Annotated in this window: 13 protein-coding genes; 6 read left to right on the top strand and 7 right to left on the bottom strand. The window is 68.5% G+C overall.

What is annotated here, in order from left to right; translation table 11 throughout:
* The coding region (locus IT182_13655; GenBank protein MCC6164390.1) for a hypothetical protein at positions 1–1962 on the top strand (1962 nt) is incomplete at its 5' end.
* A gap of 81 nt (positions 1963–2043) precedes the next feature.
* On the top strand, positions 2044–2460 hold the full coding sequence (locus tag IT182_13660; protein MCC6164391.1) for a M67 family metallopeptidase: 417 nt from the start codon (positions 2044–2046) through the stop codon (positions 2458–2460).
* 79 nt (positions 2461–2539) lie between these two features.
* Here the strand turns inward: IT182_13660 and IT182_13665 are convergent, their stop codons facing one another.
* From IT182_13665 to IT182_13680, 4 genes are all read right to left on the bottom strand, one after another.
* Entirely contained in the window at positions 2540–4192 is a 1653-nt protein-coding gene (locus tag IT182_13665) for a glycosyltransferase family 4 protein (protein ID MCC6164392.1), read from the bottom strand.
* Between the two features lie 249 nt (positions 4193–4441).
* Entirely contained in the window at positions 4442–5743 is a 1302-nt protein-coding gene (locus IT182_13670) for an aminotransferase class I/II-fold pyridoxal phosphate-dependent enzyme (GenBank protein ID MCC6164393.1), read from the bottom strand.
* A 103-nt stretch (positions 5744–5846) separates the two neighbouring features.
* Positions 5847–6908: a DUF1080 domain-containing protein gene (locus IT182_13675; protein MCC6164394.1), complete on the bottom strand. Its 1062-nt coding sequence runs from the start codon at positions 6906–6908 to the stop codon at positions 5847–5849.
* A gap of 21 nt (positions 6909–6929) precedes the next feature.
* Positions 6930–7931 (bottom strand): Gfo/Idh/MocA family oxidoreductase, encoded by a 1002-nt coding sequence (locus tag IT182_13680; protein ID MCC6164395.1) that lies wholly within the window; start codon positions 7929–7931, stop codon positions 6930–6932.
* Positions 7932–8132: 201 nt separating this feature from the next.
* Here IT182_13680 and IT182_13685 point away from each other — a divergent pair, with 201 nt between their 5' ends.
* The 4 genes from IT182_13685 to IT182_13700 all read left to right on the top strand — a co-directional run bounded on the left by IT182_13685 (position 8133) and on the right by IT182_13700 (position 14367).
* On the top strand, positions 8133–8549 hold the full coding sequence (locus tag IT182_13685) for a hypothetical protein (protein MCC6164396.1): 417 nt from the start codon (positions 8133–8135) through the stop codon (positions 8547–8549).
* 56 nt (positions 8550–8605) lie between these two features.
* Positions 8606–11479 carry a TonB-dependent receptor gene (locus tag IT182_13690; GenBank protein ID MCC6164397.1) on the top strand — a complete coding sequence of 958 codons (2874 nt, stop codon included), beginning with the start codon at positions 8606–8608 and terminating at the stop codon, positions 11477–11479.
* Positions 11480–11490: 11 nt separating this feature from the next.
* Positions 11491–12828: an exo-alpha-sialidase gene (locus IT182_13695; GenBank protein MCC6164398.1), complete on the top strand. Its 1338-nt coding sequence runs from the start codon at positions 11491–11493 to the stop codon at positions 12826–12828.
* A gap of 273 nt (positions 12829–13101) precedes the next feature.
* Entirely contained in the window at positions 13102–14367 is a 1266-nt protein-coding gene (locus IT182_13700; protein MCC6164399.1) for a lactonase family protein, read from the top strand.
* Between the two features lie 3 nt (positions 14368–14370).
* Here the strand turns inward: IT182_13700 and IT182_13705 are convergent, their stop codons facing one another.
* The 3 genes from IT182_13705 to ytxJ are packed head-to-tail and all read right to left on the bottom strand — an operon-like array spanning position 14371 to position 16977.
* Positions 14371–15675, bottom strand: a complete 1305-nt coding sequence (locus tag IT182_13705; GenBank protein ID MCC6164400.1) for a dicarboxylate/amino acid:cation symporter — start codon at positions 15673–15675, stop codon at positions 14371–14373.
* A gap of 55 nt (positions 15676–15730) precedes the next feature.
* The gene (locus IT182_13710) at positions 15731–16594 is read right to left on the bottom strand and encodes a carbohydrate-binding family 9-like protein (protein MCC6164401.1); all 864 of its coding nucleotides are present in this window, start codon (positions 16592–16594) and stop codon (positions 15731–15733) included.
* Between the two features lie 23 nt (positions 16595–16617).
* Positions 16618–16977 carry a bacillithiol system redox-active protein YtxJ gene (gene ytxJ / locus IT182_13715; GenBank protein MCC6164402.1) on the bottom strand — a complete coding sequence of 120 codons (360 nt, stop codon included), beginning with the start codon at positions 16975–16977 and terminating at the stop codon, positions 16618–16620.
* Between the last annotated feature and the right edge of the window lie 5 nt (positions 16978–16982).

A 16982-nucleotide genomic window follows, 5' to 3' on the forward strand; every position in this document is an offset into this window, starting at 1 on the left:
ATGGAGATGACCAAGCGCGGCGTGCCCGGCGTGTGGACCTACGGGTTCTACGACGGCTGGACGCCGAACTACATGTTCTTCATCGCGCACACGCACAACGCCATCGGGCGCTTCTACGAAGTGCAGAGCTACGGGCCCGACAACTACGAGGCCCGCGCCGGCGCCACGACCACGAGCCGCGAGTGGTTCAGGCCGAACCCGCCGCTGCCGTCGATCAAGTGGGGGCCGCGCAACAACGTCAACATCCAGCAGTCGGGCATCCTCATCGCGCTGAACCACGTGGCGAAGAACCGCGAGCTGTATCTCGAGAACTACTGGCTGAAGAACAAGCGCGCCGTCGAGGCTGGGCGGACGGGGCCGACCAACGCGTGGGTCATCCCCGCCGCGCAGTACCGCAAGGGTGAAGCCGTCGATGCCGTCACTGAACTGCGGCGTCAGGGACTCGAAGTCCATCGCGCGACGAGCGCGTTCAAGGCCGGCGGCGTCGACGTGGCGGCGGGCGATTACGTGATCCGCGGCGACCAGCCGTATCGCACGCTGGCCGACATGTACTTCGGCGTGCAGAACTTCCCGCCCGCCAACCCCCGTCCGTACGACGACACGGGCTGGACGTTCCAGTACATGCGCAACGTGCAGCTGCGCCCGATCGCCGACGCGTCGATCTTCGACAAGGCGATGGCGCTCCTGACGGCCGACGCCGTCGCGCCCGGCGGAATCGAGGGCACGGGTACTGGCGCGATCGTCGTGGAGCACACCACGGACAACAACCTGATGAAGTTCCGGTTCACGCACGCCAGCGTGAAGATGGACGCCGCCGAGGAGGACTTCCAGGCCGCCGGACGCACGTTCCGCGCCGGGGCGTTCATCGTGTCTGCCGCCGATCGCGCGACGATCGAGCCGACGGTCCGCACGCTCGGGTTGTCGGCATGGGCCGTTGCGGAGATGCCGGCCGTGAAGCGGCACGACCTCGACGTGCCGCGGATCGGCTACGTCCACGCGTGGCAGCGGACGCAGGACGAGGGCTGGGTCCGCGCCGCGCTCGACACGTACGGCGTGCCTTACACGTATTTCGGAGACACCACGCTGCGCCAGGGCGGACTGCGCGCGAAATACGACGTGATCATCTACCCGCACGTCGGCGGTACCGCGCAGGCGCAGATCAATGGCATCCCGACAATCGGCAGCGCTCCTCTGCCCTACAGGAAGACCGACAAGACGCCGCACCTCGGCGCGCTCGATCAGGCAGACGACATCAGGGGCGGCATGGGGATGGAGGGCCTGCTCGAGCTCGTGAAGTTCGTCCGCGAAGGCGGTACGCTCATCACTGAGGGCGCGACGTCGATCATCCTGCCGGAGTTCGGCCTCGTGAACGGCCTCACCGTCGAGCGGCCGGCAGGCCTCTTCGCGCGCGGGTCGATCATGAAGAGCGCGTGGACCGATCGGAAGAGCCCGATCGCGTACGGCTTCCAGGACAAGACGCTGCCCGTCTACTTCAATCAGGATCCGGTGCTGAGCGTTGGCGGAGCGGCCGGCGGCGGGTTCGGTGGCGGTGGTGCGACTGCCGCCACTGGACAGAACACGACGCCGATGGCCAACTCTCCGGTGCGGACCGTGCCGCTCGAGCCGGAAGAGAAGCGCGACGCACGACCGCAGGCTGACGCGGCAGAGGAATTCCGTCAGATGGCGCGCAGGTTCGGCGCCAACATCGACGATTCGCGCCCGCGGACCGTGCTCACGTTCCCGCGCAACGCCGACGACATGCTGCTCTCCGGCACGCTCGCCGGTGGTCAGGCCCTCGCCGGACGTGCGCAGGTCGTCGACGCCTCGATGGGCAAGGGCCATCTCGTGATGTTCGCCATCCGCCCGTTCTGGCGCTGGCAGACCCAGGGCACCTTCTTCCTCGGCTTCAACGCGATCCTGAACTGGAACGACCTCGACGCGGGGAAGACGAGGGAAAAGTGACGGCAACGGGCAACCGGCAACGGGCAACCGGTTGCACGAGACGGCATTCGACATTCGGCATTCGGCATTACGATCCTTCCGGTGATCACGGTGCCCGAAACCCTCCGAACTGCCATCGCGGCGCACGCGCGGGACGACTATCCGGATGAGTGCTGTGGCCTGCTCCTCGGGACGTTCAGCGGTGACGACAGGACCGTGATGGCGGTGGAGCCCCTGGGCAATGCGCGCGAGGATGCGGCGCGGCACCACAGGTTCCTGATCGGTCCCGACGAGATGCGACGCGCGGACAGCGATGCCCGCGCGCGCGGTCTCGACATCGTCGGGATCTATCACTCGCATCCGGATTGCCCGGCCGTACCGTCGCAGTACGACATCGACCACGCCTGGCCGACGTACTCCTACGTCATCGTGGCGGTGTCGGACGTGGCGATCACCGACATGCAGTCGTGGCGCCTGCGCGACGACCGCACCACCTTCGACGCGGAACCCATCGAGTGAGCGGGCCGGGCTTGCCCGGCCCGCTCACCTTCCGTTCGTCAGCGCGGCGCGTGCCAGGAGCTGAAGTCCCTGGCATCCATCACGACAGATCTCTCCACAGGGCGTTCAGGCGCTCGGCGGCGATACGGGCGTCGAAATCGCGTTCGACGCGACGGCGCGCATTGGCGATGTAGCGATCACGTTCGCGCAGGGCGGCGACGATGCGATCCGCAACGTTCGCGGCGCGCTCACTGGCGCCGAACAGCAGCCCTTCCTGCTGCTCCGGATCGATGAGGCTCTCGTAGCCCGTCGAGCGGTGCGCCACGACCAGCGCACCGGTGGCCATCGCCTCCAGCCCCACCATCCCGAGAGACTCGTTGCGCGAGCCGACGAGCACCACGTGCGCCTGTCGATAGAGGTCCGCGATGTCGCGCGTGAACGGCTGCCAGCTCACGTCAGCCGATGCGGCGACGCGGTCGCGCACCTCGTCGCAGTAAGCGGGGTCGCTGCCGCAGGCCCCGACGATCGTCAGGCGGCAGTCCAGATGCGCGCGCAACTCGCGGAAGATGTCGAGCACGCGCAACTGCCCCTTCGCCGGCTCGACGCGTCCCACACACAGGCACATCGTCTCCGCCCCATCGCCTCTCGCGCGCACATCGACATCTCTCGCAGGACGAGACTCGAGACACACACCGTCGGAAATGTGCTCGATCCGCACGGCGTCGCCGGCCCGCGCCGCGATCGCATCGCAGACATGCCGTGACACGCCCACCAGCGCGTCGGCATACGCCATCGACGGCCTGAATCTGTCGACGTCTGTCAGCCTGACGTGCTGCACGAATCGTGCGCCGCGCGTGCGTATCAGCGGCGCGCACCACTGCGCGTCGGCGCCGTCGGCGTGCACGACGGCAGGTCGAATCGCGTCCAACGTCTCGAGCAGCGTCGCCGTGTCTGCCGCGCTGTCCGGCGCCAGGCCTTCGTGTACGGGGACGACAGTGAAGCCGCGTGCCGTGGCGGCATCAGCGAGGTTCGTCCCCTCAGTCACGAGAAACGACACGCGCGCAGACGACAGGTACGGAAGCGATTCGATCCAGGCCGCGTGCGCACCGCTCTGATACGGCGACGGCAGCATCACCAGCACGCGACCCGATCGCGTGCGTCTCCGGTCTGGCAAGCGCTGCAGCACCTCGTCGAGCCTCGCTCGCCCGCGCACCATGGTCTCCTGTTGCAGATCGAGCGCTGCCCGCAGACGGGCCTCCTGCGGAACGTCGAGGAAGGCCTCGGGATCGACCATGCGCCGCACGTCGCGCGACAACGCCGCGACGTCCCGGATCTCCTCGGGCGACAGCAGCGACACCTGCGCTCGCGTGAGCGCACCGGCCTCCAGCGAGACGCCCGCTGCAACGAGCCGATCGAGCATCTGCGGGATCGTGGTACACCCGGGCACGCCGCCCGCTGCCGCGACGGCGCTCATCGCGCGCGTCGAGACGATGTAGCAGATGTCGGGACGAACCCCGTCGATCGTGACGAGGTCGAGACCGCGCGTGCGTGCGCGCGCGAGTGCGTCGGCGATCGTGCGAGGGGGCAGGAGCGCCGCGACAGGGCGCACGACGATCAGGTACTCGAACGCCGCGACATCGAGCCCCACAAGACGACGCGCATCGGTCGCCGCCGATCCGCGATCGACGATCAGCGAACGGCGCGGACGCGAGAAGTGTTCGCTGACGAAGGGGCCGAAGCCCCTTCGCTCCATCTGGTGTTCTGGTCGCTGGTCGGGCGCGGGTGGCGCCGGACGGGGCCGCCCCGCCCGCGCGCAGGCGCGTCTCCCGTACGAGGGCTGTTCGCGCCGAGGACGGGTGGGGCTGTCCGGCGACAGGACCCGCGCCACATGACCCTGGCGGGTGGGATCGTCGATCAGGAGGACGATGCACGCTACTGCCACGAGCGGCCACCCACGCAAGGCTGTCGGATGGCCATCGGCTGTCGACCGACGTCTGTCAGATCACGCAGGCGCGCCGACGCCGCGCTGCGCGAGCAGGGCCTTCGACGTGACCAGCAGCACGCTCAGGGCCACGCCTTCGGCGGCCACACGCACCGTCTCCAGGTCCGGGAACGTCGGCGCGATACGCACCGTGCGATCGTGCGGATCCTTCCCGAGCGGATGCGTCGCGCCGGCCGGCGTGAGCTCGACACCCGCGTCCTTTGCCGCACGCACGAAGTCGCGCGCGCACCCGTCGATCACATCGAGGCTGATGAAGTAGCCGCCCTTGGGCACGAGCCACGACGCCACGCCCGTTCCACCGAGATGTGCGGCGAACGCGTCTGCCACCGCCGCGAACTTCGGCGCGACGATCGCGCGATGGCGATCCATCAGCGCGAGCAGGCCGTTGGCGTCGCGCAGGAAGCGCACGTGGCGGAGCTGGTTGATCTTGTCGCTGCCGATCGTGCGCTTGCCCATCCGCGCGAGATACCACTTCACGTTGTCTGCCGATCCGGCAAACAGCGAGACGCCAGCGCCCGCAAGGGTGACCTTCGACGTCGATCCGAACACGAACGCGCGATTCGGATGTCCGTGCCGCGCGCAAGCGTCGATCAGGCTCGCGATCTCGATGCGCTCGTCGGTCAGGTGATGCACCGCGTACGCGTTGTCCCAGAAGATGCGGAAGTCAGGCGCTGCCGCCGGCATTGTCGCGAGACGCTCGACCACCGCATCGGCGTACACCGCGCCAGACGGATTGCTGTACTTGGGCACGCACCACATGCCCTTGATCGCCGGATCACCAGCCACGAGCGACTCGACCAGATCCATGTCCGGTCCGTCGGCGCCGAGCGGCACCGTAATCATCTCGATGCCGTGCTCTTCACAGATCGCGAAGTGACGATCGTAGCCGGGCACGGGGCACAGGAACTTCACCACCGGTTCGCGCGACCACGGGCGCGCGCTGTCGGCCGTGCCCTTCAGCAGGCTGTACGCGACGGCGTCGTGCATCAACGCGAGGCTGGAGTTGTCGCCGATCACGAGCTGCGCCGGCATGGCGCCGAAGAGCGGCGCGAGGAGCGCCCGCAGTTCGGCGAGGCCCTGGAGGCCGCCGTAGTTGCGGACGTCGGTGCCGTCGGCGGCGGTGTAGTCACCTGCCCCGGGCAGATCGAGCAGGCCGTTGGAGAGATCGAGCTGCTCGCTCGATGGCTTGCCGCGCGTGAGGTCGAGTTTCAGGCCACGCTGCCTGAACGCCTCGTAGCGCTGACGGGTCTGGTCGTGGAACGCGGAGAGATCTGCAGTCTGGAGCGAGTCGAGAGCGGCCACCAACAGTAGACGATACCTCAGGAATTTCAGAATTTCACGATTTCAGCATTTCACGATTGTTGGCAGCGCCGGAAACGCCCGGCGCTGCCTGCCGTGCGCGACGCTACCGGCCCTGGATCGGCGTGATGACCAGCTTCCGAATGCTGACCTTCGAGTGATCGCCCTGGATCATGATGGGGCCGGGCGCGAGCTCGTCGTTGTCCATGGCGCCGCCGGTGATGGCCGGGATCAGGGCGTTGTCGTGGACGCGCTTGCCGTTGAGCGTCGCCGTCACGCGATTGCCCACGAGTACGCCCTCGAGGATCTGCCACTGATCCGGCGGGTTGCCGGCATACACGTCGGCGCGCTTCCAACCGTAGATGTCCATCAACAGCCCCGGATACGCCGGCGTGCGAGCGCCTTCGGCCTGGAGCGCCATCTGCAGTTCGTAGCGTCCGCGCAGGTAGAGACCGCTGTTCTGCCCCGCGCCGAGGTTGAACTCCATCTCGAACCTGAAGTCGTTGAACTTCTGCTTCGTGTACGGGTTGCACGTAGAGCGCTCGCCGCGCGCGGGCACGCCGTTGGTCAGCACGCCGTCGGCGATCGTCCAGCGATCGACGCACGTCTGCCCGGGATCGGTTCCGAGCCCCGCCCAGACGTCCTTGCCGACGCCAGGCCCGACGATGACCACCGGTGCGCCGTACGCGTGCGTGCCGTTGGCGTTCGCGCCGGGGAACGTGGGCTGCCTGACGCCGACCCAGTGCACCGTCTGCGGCGCAGGCTGCGGACGCGCCGGGACGTTCACGCCGGCAGGACTCGGGCACGGCTCGCCAGGCGTCTCGTGCGATCCCACGAGCTTGCCGCCTTCGATCTTCCCGCGATAGATCGGCCCGCATGCCGGCTTCGGCAGCACGTCGCGCTGACCACCGTACTGCCACACCAGTTCGCCGTTCTCGACCTTGATCCACGCGATGGGCGTCGCGTGTCCGCTGCGATCGAGGAACGTGCCCTCGAGACCAGTTCCGGCCTCGCGCACCTCGAGGAAATACACGTTCCGGGCGTGCGGCCCGGTACCGGTGATGTTCCATCGTCCGACGTAGGGATTCTGCTGGGCCGACAGGCCAGCGACACCCACCACGCCCGCCGCCACGGCGACGATCGTCGACAGCACGACAGGTACACGCATTCTGATTCCTCCCGGCGGCAGCTATCCGTCGTGCGCCGCGCTTCTCTCGTAGTACGACTGCAACAGCGCATCCATCACGCGAGAGGTGCGCGCGCCCGTCTCGCCGGTGCTCGGACAGGCACCTGGCTCGCCGCGCAACTGGTCGACGATCGTCTGGATGAGCGGCTGCTGCACGTGCGGCGGATGCGGCACGGCAAACGACTCCCGCCCGCCTGCGGACTCCAGCACGACGGGCGCCTCGTCGAACGTCGAGAACGAGACACGGCCGCGCGTGCCGATGATGTCGACGATGTCGGCATCGCGATCGGCGGTGAAGCACCAGAGTCCCGTCCCGCGCACCCCAGTTTCGAACGCAAACGCCGCCGACACGATGTCTTCGGCACGATACAGGCCGCCCTGGTTGCCCGCCCCACCGGCGACAGACGCAATGGGGCCGATGATGAAGTCGAGGAGGTCGAGCGTGTGCGATGCGAGATCGACGAAGAGACCGCCACCCGCGATCTGCGGATCGACGCGCCACGGCATCTGGCCACCGGCGTCGAGCGTCCGTCGAGTGAGCGAGACGGTCAGCGCGCGGATGTCGCCGATGGTTCCCTCGTCGATGAGCGCCTTGACCTTCAGGAACCGTGGCAGTGCGCGTCTGTAGTACGCGGTGAAGAGCGGCACGCCCGCGCTCCGGCACGCCTCGATCATCGCCACGCACGCGGCGTGACTGGTGGCCATCGGCTTCTCGACGTAGACGGGTTTGCCGTGCCGCGCCGCCAGTTGCGTGTACGCCTCGTGTGACGCCGGCGGCGTGGCCACGTACACCGCGTCCACGTCCGCATCCTGCACCAACGCCTCCGCCCCGTCGTACCACCTGGCCACGCCATGCCGTCGCGCGTAGTCCTCGGCCAGCCCAGGCGTGCGGCGCATCACCGCCACGAGCGCCGACCCGTGCGCCTTCGTGAATGCCGGCCCGCTCTTCACTTCGGTGACGTCGCCGCACCCGATGATGCCCCACCGAACGGGGTTGGTTGCCATGCCGCAGATGATAGAGCAGGGTATCGGGACGGCAACCGGCAACCCGGCAACCGGACACCTCTGGGCGATGCCGGGAGTGCGGAAGCCCCCGCCTTCATCTGATTCCGGTTGCCCGTTGCCGGTTGCCGGTTGCCGGGATTCCCCTGTCTTTGTCCGCCGACAATTGCACGCCTACCCCCCTTGGGCTAGGCTGGGCGGGTCATGGCGGGATTGCGCAGGCGCATCCGTGCGTGGGCGATGGCGTGGCTGGTGCTCCAGTCCACGTCGCTCACCGCGTTTGTCGCGCGCGATTGCTGCGCCACGCACCGGCCGGCCGTGGCGGCCACGCCTGCCTGTCATGACGAGGTGGCGCTGGAACCGGCCCCCGACGAGCACGCGCCGAACGGCCATCACGCCATGTCGGCAGCACCAGACCCGCAGGACACTCCAGCGCGCAAATGCGTGATGCGGGGCACCTGCGCGGGCATGACGTTCGCGACGATCCTCTCCTCCCCCGGCATCCTCCCGGAGCCGACTCCGGAACCCGTCCGACTCGCGATGCGAGCCCCGTCGACAGACGTGGCGCAGCAACTCATCACCCGTCACCACACACCGGATCCACGCCCTCCACGCGTCTGACTGCCTCGCCCATCACCGGGCCAGGAGAGGTTCCGAGGGAGCAACTGCCTGGCCTCATGGCTCGACGGGGTCGGTCTCTCGCAGGCCGACGCAGGCAGGAGCATCACGTGGAAGTGTTCAGGAATCTCGCACTCGCGGGCCTTGTGCTCGCGACGGCGTCGCCTCTGGCGGCGCAACAGACCATCAGCGACGCCACGGTGACTGGCCGTGTCACCGACGCCACAGGCGCCATCGTCGCCGATGCGGACGTGACGGCGCGTCACATCGACACGAACGTGTCGACGACGACCACGACCGACGTCGAAGGGCGCTTCAGGCTGGCGCACCTTCGCATCGGGTCATACGACATCTCGGTCCACCACGCCGGCTTCGCACCCGCGACGCACGCGCTCACGCTCGGTGCCGGCAGCGCGTTCTCGCTCCCCGTCACGCTCTCGGTCGACGGCATCGCCGACGACGTCATCGTCAGCGCCACGCCGCCCATCATCGAATCAGCGCGCAGCCAGGCGGCCGTGACGATGACCGAACAGGAAGTCGATCGCTTACCTGTCAACGGGCGCGGCTTCCTCGACGTGGCGCTGCTCGCTCCATCTGTCGCGCCTCCCAACATCAACAGCACGCAACTGTTCGCCGAGACATCGGCCGTCCCAGGCGTCGGCCTGTCCGTCGGCGGGCAGCGCAACCTCTCCAACAGTTCCATCGTTGACGGCCTCTCCGCCAACGACGATGCAGCGGGGTTGACCGGCATGACGTACGGGCTCGATGCCATCGAACAGTTCCAGGTGATCACCTCCGGCGCGCAGGCCGAGCTCGGGCGCGCACTCGCAGGCCAGATCAGCGTCGTCACGCGCAGCGGCACGAACGCGTTGCGGGGCACCGTATACGGGTATTTCCGCGACGATCGGTTCAACGCCGCCAACGCCCTCTCCGGCACGACGCTGCCGATGTCGCAGCAGCAGTACGGCGCGAGCGTCGGCGGACCGCTTCGACGCGACAGCGCCTTCTACTTTGCCAACGTCGAGCGCCGCGTCCTCGATCAGTCAGGCCTGACGACGATTGCGCCCGAGCATGTCGCAACCATCAACGCGCGCCTCGCGGCCGTCGACTATCCGGGGGAGCCCGTGAGGACGGGGTTGTACGACAACCCGGTGACGACGCTCAACGCGCTCGGCAAGATCGATCACGCCGTCAGCACGCGCAACAGGCTCGGAGTACGGTACAGCCTCTACGACGTCTCGGCCGTCAACTCGCGAGGCGCCGGTGGACTGGCCGCTCCCTCGGCCTCGTCAGGTCTCGACAACAGGGATCAGTCCATCGCCGTCACGAACACGCTCACCATCGGCACGCGCACCGTGAACGAGACGCGCGCGCAGTGGCTCGACAGCGACCTTCGCGCCCTGCCGTCCGATCCGATGGGACCTGCAGTGTCCATCGCTGGCATCGCCACGTTCGGCACGCTGTCGTCGAGTCCGCAGGGACGCGAGAACCGCATGCTGCAAATCGTCGACAACATCTCGCAGCAGCGCGGGGCACACGCCCTTCGCGCCGGTGTCGACCTCGTCCATCACGACGACCGCATCACGTTCCCGCGCGCGTTGCGCGGCTCCTATGCCTTCGCGTCGCTCGACGCCTTCCTGCGCGGCAGCTACAACAACGCCGGTTTCACGCAGACGTTCGGCGCGGTGGGCGTCGATCAGCGCAGCACCAACCTCGGTGTGTTCGTGCAGGACGCGTGGAGCGCGGCATCGACCCTGACGCTGAACTTCGGGCTGCGCTACGACGCGCAGTGGCTCGACACCGTGAACACCGACACCAACAACGTGTCGCCGCGCGCCGGGTTCGCCTGGACGCCATCCGCCTCGCGCGCGTGGGTCGTGCGCGGCAACGCCGGCCTCTACTACGACCGCGTGCCGATGCGCGCGCTGGCCAACGCCCTTCTGTCGGCCGACAACACCACGAACCTGACGCAGATGCGTCAGACCAACATCAGCCTGTCGCCGGGCCAGGCCGGCGCACCAGTGTTCCCGCAGGTCCTCCCTGCCGCGGTCCCGTCTGTCACGCTGTTCTCGCTCTCGACGATGCAGCGCGATCTGCGGAACGCCCGTTCGACGCAGGCCAATGTCGAAGTCGAGCGACAGATCGGCAGTCGCGGCGCCGTCAGTGTGGGCTACGCCTGGCTTCGCGGACGCGATCTGCTGATGGCCGTCAACCAGAACGTGCCGTCGTGCGTCCCCACGGGCACCAACAACGGGTGCCGCCCGAACGCCGCCTACGCCAACGACAGCCGCTACTCCTCCGCCGGACGGTCGACCTACCACGGCCTGCTCGTGTCGTACACACAGCGTCCGTCGGACTGGGGCTACGTGCGCGCGAGCTACACGCTGTCGAAGGCGATGAACGACGTCGGCGAGTACTTCTTCAGCGGGCCGATCGATCCGTTCGATCTCTCGAAGGACTGGGCGCGGGCCGACAACGACAGACGTCATCTCCTCGTCATCAGCAGCGGCGTCAACACGCCGATGGGCCGCGCGCGCACCACCTGGCAGCAGTTGTGGTACGGCTTCCAGATCAGCACGATGATCCAGGCCTACTCGGCAGCGCCCTTCACGGTCACGTCGGGCGTCACCACGCTGCAGGGCACGGCGGGTCGGCCGATCGTCGACGGCGCGTTCATTCCGCGCAACACGGGCGTCGGTGATGAGTTCATCAGCGTCAGCGCGCGCCTGAGCCGCACGTTCAGCCTTGGCGGCGGACTGCGTCTCGAAGCCACCGCCGAAGTGTTCAACGCCACGAACGCTGTCAACGAGATCGCCCGCAACACCACGTTCGGCACCGGCGCGTATCCCGATGCGCCGTCGGCGACGTTCGACAGGGTCACCGCCGTCGGCGATCCCCGCAGCGCGCAATTCGCGCTTCGCCTCCGCTTCTGAGGTCTCCCACAGTGACGACCACGCTTCGATTCACGCTCGGTCTCCTGCTTGCCGGCACGGCCCTCCACGCCGTCGCTCGTTCGAACGCCGGTGCGCCAACGGCGAACCCCGTGATGCTCGACGTGCCCGCGCGATCCGATGCCACGCCATCGATCGCCGCGCAGGGCGCGTTCGTCGCCGTGGCCTGGGGCGCCTCGGCCGACGGCAAGGCCGACGTCTTGGTCGCGACCAGCCGCGACGGCGGGAAGACATTCGGTGCGCCGGTGCGCGTCAATCGCGTTGCAGGCGAAGGACGCCTCGGCGGCGAGTTGCCGCCGCGCGTGGCGTTGCGCGCAACAGCGGGCACGCCACGGCCTGACGTGTTCGTCCTGTGGAACGCGCGCGGCGCGTCGACAACGATTCAGATGGCGCGATCGCGCGACGGCGGCACCACGTTCGGCGCGCCTGTGGCGCTGCAGGCCAGCGGCGCTGCCGGTGATCGCGGGTGGCCCGCCCTCACCGTCGATACGCAGGGACGCGCGCACGCGATCTGGCTCGATCATCGCGGCCTCGCGGCGGCTCGAAGCGCGGGCGCGGCGTCGAAGCCGGCGTCGGGTACCGGACATCATGCGCATGCGCACACCGACGGCCCTGCGGTCGACGGCGCGGTAGACGCGCAGAAGTCGTCACTGTTCTACGCACGCGTCGGTGGTGACGCCACACTCCAGCCCACGCCGGAACAGGCCGTCACGCCCGGCGTGTGCTACTGCTGCAAGACGGCGCTTGCCGCGGGGCCGAGCGACACGATCGTGGCCGCGTGGCGGCATGTGTACCCCGGCGATCTCCGCGACATCGCGATGGCGATTTCGCGCGACGGTGGGCGCACGTTCTCGGCGCCCGCGCGCGTGAGCGAAGACGGCTGGGCCATCAACGGCTGTCCCGACGATGGGCCTGCGGTGGTCGTGGACGGTGCCGGCGTGACGCACATCGTGTGGCCCACGGTGATCGGCACGACTGATCCGGAAGGCGCGCTGTTCTACAGCACGACACGCGACGGCAAGCAGTTCACGCCGCGCGTGCGCGTGCCGACGATGGGTGGGCCGAAGCCGACGCATCCGCAGTTGGCCATCGGTCCGACGGGCAGACTCGTCGTCGCGTGGGACGAGATGATCGGTCGAGAGCGGCTGTCCGTCCTGCGCGAAGTGAAGAACGGTGGCGCGACGCCGACCTTCGGCGAACCCGTCACGCTGGCACGCGGCGGCTCCGACAATCACCCCGTGGTCGCTGTCCTGTCAGATGTCGTCGTCGCCGCGTGGGCCACCGGCGGCGACAACTCGCGCATCGCCACACGGCGGATTGCATTGAAATAGGTCGGGCACCGGGCACCGGGCACCGGGCACCGGGCACCGGGCACCGGGCACCGGGCACCGGAAGGAGCCAACGCAGAGACACGATGGAGCGAACGGGTTTCAACCCGTTGGTCGACGCCGGGGGCTTCCGCCTCCGCGCACCGCGCTACGGCGAGACATGGCCTCCATCTCCACTTCCGGTTGCCGGTTGCCCGTTGCCCGTTGCCGGTTGCCGGTTGCCGGTATCCCCCGGCATTGACCGGCGCTCGCGGCGGCTGGATGATGGGCGCCATCATGTCGTCGACTCCCGATCGGACGCTGACCACGCGCACGCTCACGCGGCGTGCGTTCGTCAAGACCGCCACCGCGCTCACGGCGAGTGCGCCGGCACTCGCGAGGGCGTCCGGTCAGGCGGCCGCGCGTGGGCCCCTGTGTGCGTACGTCGGCACGTACAGCGCCGCGCCGAACACGACGGGCGTCGCCGATCGCAACGGGCGCGGCATCCACATCTTCTCGGTGAATCGCGAGACAGGCGCGCTCACGCCGGCGGGCATCGTGGAGCACTACACGAGTCCGAGCGCACTCGTCGTCAATGCCAACGCGACGCACATGTACTCGACCGATGCTTCGGACCTCGTCGACAACAGGACGTCGGGTTCCGTGTCTGCGTTCGCCGTGGATCGCACGACGGGCATGCTGTCGCTGCTCAACACCGTGCCCTCCGGCGGCATGGGGCCGACGTACGCGCACATCCATCCGTCTGGCTCGCACCTGTTCGTGGCCAACTACGGCGGCGGGTCTGTTGCCGCGCTGCCCATCCTGCCCGACGGCCGACTCGGCCCCGCCAGCGACGTCCACAAGACCGCCGGCATCGTCGGGCCCACGCGCGCGGCGAGTGCGCCCCCGGGAAGCTTCGCGTTCAGCGGTCACGACAAGCCGCATGCGCACATGATCGAGACCGATCCGGCCGGCAGGTTCGTGCTGGCGCCCGACCTCGGACTCGATCGCATCTTCGTCTGGTCGTTCGACGCGACGACGGGACGACTCACGCCAGCCGACCCACCGTCTGTCGCGTTTCCTCCGGGTGACGGGCCGCGCCACTTCGCCTTCCACCCGAACGGAACGTGGCTGTACTCGATTCAGGAGGAGGGATCGACGCTGGTGCTGCTGGACTACGACGCGGCTCACGGCCGTCTCACGCCACGGCAGACGATCTCGAGTCTGCCGCCGGGATACGCCGGCAGCAATTTCTGTTCGGGCATCTGCGTCTCGAGCGACGGCCGCTTCGTCTACGCCGGCAATCGCCTGCACGACAGCATCGGCATTTTCGCGATCGGACGCGACGGCACGCTGACGTTCGTCGACGCCGAGCAGACGCGCGGCAGCTACCCGCGCAGCATGAGTCTCGATCCATCGGGCCGGTTTCTGTATTCGTGCAACCAGCGCGCCGACAACGTCACGACCTTCCGCGTCGACAAGAAGACAGGCCGCCTCACGTTCACGGGCCAGTACACGCCCGTCGGCAGCCCGTCGGCGATGGCATTCATCGACAGAGGATAGGGCTCAGCTCTCTTCGTCGATCACCGCGGTGCCGTTGAGGAGGGCGTGGGCGCGCGGTTCGTCGAGGGCGTTGTCCCACCTGGCGACGACGAGCGTGGCGACGACGTTGCCCACGAGGTTGGTGAGCGCGCGGGCTTCGGACATGAAGCGATCGACGCCCAGCAGCAGCGTGAGGCCGGCAACGGGGATGCTCGGAACGGCGGCAAGCGTCGCGGCCAGGGTGATGAATCCGCTGCCCGTCACCCCTGCCGCCCCCTTCGACGTGACGAGCAGCAATCCGAGGATCGACAGCGTGTCACGGATCGACAGATGGACGTCGGTCGCCTGCGCGATGAACACCGCGGCCATCGTCATGTAGATGGCCGTCCCATCGAGGTTGAACGAGTACCCCGTCGGCACGACGAGTCCGACCACGGGCTTCGCGCACCCGAGCCGCTCCATCTTCGCCATGATGCGCGGCAGCACCGACTCGGACGAGGACGTGCCGAGCACGATGAGCAACTCCTCGCGGATGTACCGGATCAGCTTGAAGATGCTGAAACCGCAGAACCTCACGATGGCGCCGAGCACGATGACGACAAAGAGCAGGCAGGTGATGTAGACGGCCGCCATCAGCTTGCCGAGCGACAGCAGCGTGCCGAGACCGTACGTGCCGATCGTGAAGGCCATCGCGCCGAACGCCCCGACGGGCGCCAGGCGCATCACGAGCGCGACGACGGCGAAGAGCCCGTGCGCGCACGCTTCGAGCAACGCCACGAGCGGGCCGCTCCCCGGCTGCAGGTGCAGCATGGCCAGGCCGAACAGTACGGAGAACAGCAACACCTGGAGGATGTCGCCCTTGGCGAACGCGCCGATGACGCTGTCGGGAATCACGCCGAGCAGGAAATCCGTCGCACTCGCATGTCCCGCGGCCGACGTGTAGGCGCTGACGCCAGACGCGTTCAGCGTCGCCGGATCGACGTGCATGCCGGCGCCAGGCTGCACCACCATGACGACGATGAGGCCCACCACGAGGGCCACGGTGGACACCACCTCGAAATAGATCAGCGCGCGGAGGCCGACGCGTCCCACGTCCTTCATCGCGCCCATCTGTCCGATGCCGACGACGACGGTGGTGAACACGATCGGCGTGATCAGCATCTTCACGAGCTTGATGAAGCCGTCGCCCAGCGGCTTCATCGCCACGCCCGCGTCCGGCATGAACGTTCCGAGCAGGACGCCGATCGTGATGCCGATGAGGACCTGGACGTAGAGGCTGCGGAGCAGGCTCCCGCCGTGGCTGGATGCAGCGGACGTCTGCGCGATCATCGAGGGGGCATTCTACCCGCCGCGGGCCGGGCTCTCCGAGCCCGGCCCCTGGGGGTCAATGTCGGGGGGCGGCCACGAAGGTCACCACGCCGAAACGCTCGGGATCGTGGAAGCCCAGCGCGCCATGCGTCACCGACCACGCGGCGTATTCATCGTCGGCGCGCAGGGCCTCCAGTTCCGCGTCGATCTCGGCCTTTCGCCCGGCTGCCGCCGCGCCGCGCTCCTGCACCAGCGCGTCGATGCGAGCGGCCTTGGCGACGCCCCCGGGACGCTTGATGCGGTACAGCCCCACGCGCCACTGGTCGCCAGGTTTCGGGGCCGACGTCACGCCCGACTCGGCCAGCGACGCCCACGGGATCGCCACTTCCGCGATCCAGCCAGCCGCGTGACGCGTCACGGCGGTCTGCATACCCGCCGCGTTCCAGCGACGCGTGTCGCCGCCGCCCGTCCGCGGCGCGGGAATCATCAGGTCCACGACGACGTTGGTGGGACTGACTTCGATCTCGGCGTACTGCCGTCCGTCGCCATCGGGGTCGAGGAAGATCTCGACGACCTCCTCCTGCCAGAGCCGCTCGTCACGCGCCGTGTGCCGCGCCCAGGGTTCGGCGTCAGTACACGCGAACGCGACGTACAGGTTCGTGGCGTCCCACGTCACCGCCGCCTCGGTGGGAAAAGCCGGCGGGCGCTGCGGTCCACGAATCAGCCGAAACGGCCCGACGCGCGGTGCAAGCGCCCACGACACCTCGTCGAGCACGCCGTCGATGCGGATCGTGTCGACCGTCCCCTGCGCCACATACGACGCGATGGGCGGCAGATCGCCCGTGCGCCCCGCCGCCTCCTGTCCCGACACTACGCCGCCGGCGAGCACGCATGCACCCGCCACCACCCCCACCAGCCACACCGACATCGGCTTCGACATGCGCCGCCTCCTCGTGTATGGGACTACCGTACCGCGGCGCGCTCGGCCGCCACGGCGGCGTGCACCGCCGGCACCGTGATCGCCAGGTGCGACGTGTGCCAGCGCACGGTCCCACCCATGACGAGCAGCGCCTGCGGCGACTTGTGCCGCACGCCCAGGCGTTCCGCGATCTCGTTGGACACGGGTCGCGCCGCCTGCACGGAGATCAGGTACACGGGCACGTCCCAGGCCGGATCGGCCAGCAGCGCCTGCACTTCCTCATGGGCCTGCAGGCTCAGCCCGCACGTCTCGCTGTGCTTGAACAACAGAATCGGCGCATCACCCGCAGCATCGAGCGCCGCGTCGAGATCCGCGATGGTCAGGAGGGGCTTCATCGTCATCATCGTGC

The sequence above is a fragment of the Acidobacteriota bacterium genome (assembly GCA_020845575.1).
Lineage (GTDB): Bacteria > Acidobacteriota > Vicinamibacteria > Vicinamibacterales > Vicinamibacteraceae > Luteitalea.

What these genes read in the sequence shown, in the direction of transcription:
- IT182_13665 (MCC6164392.1), bottom strand. Translation starts at nt 4,192, where the DNA reads ATGGAGCGAAGGGGCTTCGGCCCCTTCGTCAGCGAACACTTCTCGCGT.
- IT182_13675 (MCC6164394.1), bottom strand. Translation starts at nt 6,908, where the DNA reads ATGCGTGTACCTGTCGTGCTGTCGACGATCGTCGCCGTGGCGGCGGGC.
- IT182_13680 (MCC6164395.1), bottom strand. Translation starts at nt 7,931, where the DNA reads ATGGCAACCAACCCCGTTCGGTGGGGCATCATCGGGTGCGGCGACGTC.
- IT182_13685 (MCC6164396.1), top strand. Translation starts at nt 8,133, where the DNA reads ATGGCGGGATTGCGCAGGCGCATCCGTGCGTGGGCGATGGCGTGGCTG.
- IT182_13690 (MCC6164397.1), top strand. Translation starts at nt 8,606, where the DNA reads ATGGCTCGACGGGGTCGGTCTCTCGCAGGCCGACGCAGGCAGGAGCAT.
- IT182_13700 (MCC6164399.1), top strand. Translation starts at nt 13,102, where the DNA reads ATGTCGTCGACTCCCGATCGGACGCTGACCACGCGCACGCTCACGCGG.
- IT182_13705 (MCC6164400.1), bottom strand. Translation starts at nt 15,675, where the DNA reads ATGATCGCGCAGACGTCCGCTGCATCCAGCCACGGCGGGAGCCTGCTC.
- IT182_13710 (MCC6164401.1), bottom strand. Translation starts at nt 16,594, where the DNA reads ATGTCGAAGCCGATGTCGGTGTGGCTGGTGGGGGTGGTGGCGGGTGCA.
- ytxJ (MCC6164402.1), bottom strand. Translation starts at nt 16,977, where the DNA reads ATGATGACGATGAAGCCCCTCCTGACCATCGCGGATCTCGACGCGGCG.